The organism is Thermogutta sp. (genome assembly GCF_014359955.1).
Classification (GTDB): Bacteria; Planctomycetota; Planctomycetia; order Pirellulales; family Thermoguttaceae; genus Thermogutta.
Map to the genome: position 1 here is coordinate 1 of NZ_JACIYL010000506.1, position 3,266 is coordinate 3,266.

Annotated in this window: 2 protein-coding genes; one reads left to right on the plus strand and one right to left on the minus strand. The window is 57.4% G+C overall.

Translation table 11 applies throughout. From position 1 onward, the window contains the following. The first annotated feature begins 259 nt into the window (after window positions 1-259). A complete protein-coding gene (locus tag H5U08_RS13640; RefSeq protein ID WP_297034113.1) occupies window positions 260-1,645 on the plus strand; it encodes a GTPase in 1,386 nt (461 codons plus the stop codon). Between the two features lie 143 nt (window positions 1,646-1,788). Here the strand turns inward: H5U08_RS13640 and H5U08_RS13645 are convergent. Beyond that, the coding region (locus H5U08_RS13645; protein WP_297034116.1) for a tetratricopeptide repeat protein at window positions 1,789-3,266 on the minus strand (1,478 nt) is incomplete at its 5' end.

A 3,266-nucleotide genomic window follows, 5' to 3' on the forward strand; every position in this document is an offset into this window, starting at 1 on the left:
GAGTTCGGCGAACTGGGGATATCGCGCGAGCAGGTTTTGCCGCTCCTGGCGTGCCTGGTTATCGAGGAGGACTTCCGGCGCCTCGAGAAGCCGCCGCAAGGCGTCCAGCCGTCCTCCCAGCGGCAGAGCGGCAATCACCGCAGCCTTTTTTGTCGCTGTCAGTCACTATCGCAGAAAGGCACCCCAGGATGCGTTCAAAACACCCCTCCCAGCGTGTCCCGAACATTGGCCTCCTCGAGAACGAGAGGCCTGGGAGAAGGTGGAGCAACTGGCGCTGCGAGCCGAGGCTGGTGAACTTTCCGTCAATAGTGTCAACGATATTCAGGATCTTCTCCTTCAACTCATGCATACCGTGGCACGCCACTTTTACCCCGACAGGGAGGAAGCTTATCTCCAGGTGCCAGTGACGGACGTTCTCAAAATAATCGAAGAAGTGACCCGCGAACTCCGCGAGACCATCCAAAAAAATATCCCTGTTTCCCATATTCTTACCATCAACGACTGGATAAAACTTCGCACATACTGGGAGTCCTGGCAATCCTTATACATCATTTACCGCATTGTCACCGCGGCTGCCTCGCCGATCAACGCACTGTGGCGGGAGTTCCAGCGCTACGTCACCAATCAGAGCGTTCAGCAGACAATGGACCAAATGAAGTGCGAAGCGCTGGCCTTTATTATCCGCCGGGTTGGATTTTATCTTATTGAGCTTTACTCAGGCCGGGTTGTCCTCGATGAAGAACATTTCGAGAAGCACCGAACAACCAGCGTCCAGGAAGAGTGGAAAGCGGCGCAGGGTTCGACAGGCGACGAAACCGTTCCTGCCGAACTGATTCGGATCGTTATTGTGGGTCAGCTCAAGGCGGGAAAATCGAGTCTGGTCAATGCCCTTTGTGGTGCCTGGCGGGCACATGTGGATGTTCTCCCGGCCACCAATCAAATTTGCCATTACCGTCTCATCCCCGAGGATGCCAACTCCGGGGACAAGAACAAAAGTCAATTGCCCGGAGGCCTCATTCTCGTCGATACCCCCGGTTACCAGTCGGAGCAGGAGATCGAGAAATCGCGATCCCTGTGGAATGAGCTGGAGCGAGCGGATATGGTGGTGATCGTTTGTTCGGCCCGGATTCCTGCCCGCAGGCCGGACCGCATCTTTGTCCAGCGATTTCGGCAATTCTTTCGTGAACGGCCGTTCCTCTGTCAACCGCCGCTTATTGCGGTGTGCTCATTCATCGACGAACTCCGTCCGCGTCACGAGTGGAATCCCCCCTACAATTGGCAGGAACAGAAAACCGGCGGTAAACTGTCGAAAAAGGAGGAGGCGATTCGCGACTTTGTGGAGTGCGTCCGGCGCGACCTTGAGCTGACTTCCAGCGAGCCCGCCATTCCCGTGTGCACACATCCCGACCGCCTGTACAACGTGAAGGAAGGGGTCCTCACAGCCATTCGCGAACGCTGGCCGGAGGCCCAGGGTGTCCAGCGCAATCGGCTTCTGCGCCAGCACCGCGGACCCGAAAAATGGCGACTGCTTAGGGAACAGGCCAAACACATTCTCCCGCATGTCTCACGGGTTGGCGTGCGATGGCTGACGGGACAACTGATCGGGAAACTCGGCAAGCAAGGCCGAAAATTCTTCCAGCGGTGAAAAGTCCGGGGCGCTCTGTGCCGGTCGCTGCCGGGTGCAAGAATCGGTGCGACGTCGGCCGTTGATATGGTCAAAAAGATAACCGCCGCAAGTCTTTCGACTGGCGGCGGTGGCTTCGGATCAATACGGCGGACAGGCGGAAACTATTTCTTTGAACTTTCTTCCGCAGGTTGTTGCTCTTCTTGTTTCTGCTCTTTTTCAGACCGGGATTTCTCTTCCTTCTTTTCCTGGTCGGCAGGCGGGGTGATCGGCTCAGGCGGCTCCTGGAGGAGTTCCCGCATCGGCTTACCGGACTTGTAGGTTTCCAGCTCTTTCATGAGAGCCTCTTTCTCCTCGCCTTCACCGAGTTCCACGGCTTTCTTCGACCATTCGATGGCCGTTTTCAGATCTCCCAGTTCGGCATAGGCGGCCGCCAGCGTGCTGAGGATATGGGCTTCCTTGTACTGCGTGAGTTCGCAAGCTTTCTTTGCCAGTTCCAAAGCCCGCTTGCCGTCCCGCAGTTTATCATCCGGTGAAGTGGCCAGCACCCAGGCCAGATTGTTGAGAACACCACTGTCGTTGGGGTCCACTTCGAGGGCCTTTTCGTAGTCCTTGATCGCTTCCGCATGCCGTCCCATGCTGAGCAGGGCATCGGCACGCCCACGGAGGGCCGCCACGTTCTTGGGATCGACCTCCAGGACCTTGGTGAACTGCTCAATCGCTTTTCCGTAAAACTTCTGAGCCGAGTACAGCAGTCCCAGTTGAAGGGCGAGGGTCACCTCGTCTTCCCCGCTCTGCGCCTTTCGCACCTGCTCAAGATCTGCGATGGCTTCGCTGAACTTACCACTACCGGCCAGAATCGCCGCCCGCAGGCGTAAAAGAGCCGGATTTCCCGGACGCAACTTGATGGCTTCATTGATATCTTTCAGGGCTTCATCCGTTTTTTTCAGTTCCTGGTACACAGCCGCCCGAATCATAAGAACAGCGGGGTTTTTCGGGTCAAGTTTGGCCGCCCGGTTTAAAAGCTCGAGTGCCTTTTCATATTCCTTCTGGACGGCGAGGACCCGGGCCCGATTGAAAAGGGCTTCCCCCGTGTTAGGGCTGAGCTTTTCAATTTGATCGCACACCTGAAGGGCTTCGTCGTACCGTTTCAGCTCGATCAGGGTGTCGATTTTGGCCTCCAGTGTGGGCAGCGAATCCGGCTCCTTCTCCAGCGCTTTGTTGAGGTCCGCCAGGGCCTCTTCCGGTTTATTCGCCTTGAGGTAGCTTTGCGCTCGTAAACGGAGGGGTTCGGGGTCATCGGGCAAAAGCTCGATGGCCTTGGTCAGGTCGGCGATGGACTCCTCTTTGCCCTGCGTGAGCTGTCCGCGGAGCATGTACGCGTCGGCGAGCAAGCGCGGATTGTTCGTCCCCAGTTGAATGGCGCGTCCACACGCCTCGATGGCCTTCTTCTCGTCTCCCCCGGGGAGAGCCTGGAGCCTGGCCACGGTAAACCAGGCCTCGGCCTGCGTTGGATCAACCGCCAGGCCTTTCTCCAGGTCTTCCAGGGCCAGTACCCGAAACGCCGGCCAGTTACGATCAATGGGAATGCCCCCCAGGATGACCTGGGCAATCATCATTCCTCGCTGGATCCGCGTGGCCG